The sequence below is a fragment of the Methylobacterium aquaticum genome, assembly GCF_001043915.1.
GTDB lineage: Bacteria > Pseudomonadota > Alphaproteobacteria > Rhizobiales > Beijerinckiaceae > Methylobacterium > Methylobacterium aquaticum.
In genome coordinates this window covers 1-717 of sequence record NZ_LABX01000324.1, presented here as the reverse complement: position 1 = coordinate 717, position 717 = coordinate 1, and the positions used below count along the sequence as shown (strand labels likewise).

The following is a 717-nucleotide window of genomic DNA, read 5'->3' as shown; positions in this document are numbered from 1 at the left end:
CTCCGTCCGGATCGACGAGACCTACATCAAGGTGCGGGGCCAGTGGCGGTACCTGTACCGGGCCATCGACAAGTACGGCGAGGCGGCCGACTTCCTGCTCACCGCCAACCGCGGCCTCAATGCGGCTAAGCGCTTCTTTCGTAAGATGCTGCAGGATCAGCCGCTTCTCGCGCCTGACCGGATCGGCGCCGATGGAGCCAGTCCGTACCCGCCCGCGATCACCGAGAGCCGCAAGGCGGGTCTGCTGCCACGCACGCCCATCCACCACGTCACCAAGCACCTGCAGCAGGGGATCGAGAGCGACCACTTCCGGGTCAAGCGGGCGATGCCTCGAGTGGGCGGGTTCCGCTCGTTCCACACGGCGCGGCGCACGATCCAGGGCTTCGAAGCGATGCTGTGGCTGCGCAAGGGCTTCGGGTTCGCGGGCACGTGGACCGTTGGGGAACAGAACCAGCTGCTTGCTACCTGCTTCGGACTTCCCATCGCGAACAAAGCGTGAAAGCGGGGCGGGTAGCCCCCTTCTGCTGCCTGAACCCGAGTTTGCGACAAGCCTATCCGTCGGGCTTTTGTGCGTGTGCCGCGGCGGCGGGCGCGGTGCCCACGCCCGCCGCGTCCCGGCCTCGTTGGCTGGGACCAGGACCCGTACGTTCCGCCCTGGGCGTGACTGAAGGGGCCGGACCCAAGAAATCCGCTTTTACGATTTTTCGTGTGACAGGA

At 66.2% G+C, this 717-nt stretch carries 1 protein-coding gene; it reads left to right on the top strand.

What is annotated here, in order from left to right:
• A partial coding sequence (locus VP06_RS31110) for an IS6 family transposase (RefSeq protein ID WP_048467695.1) occupies window positions 1-499 on the top strand: 499 nt, incomplete at its 5' end.
• Window positions 500-717: the final 218 nt, after the last annotated feature.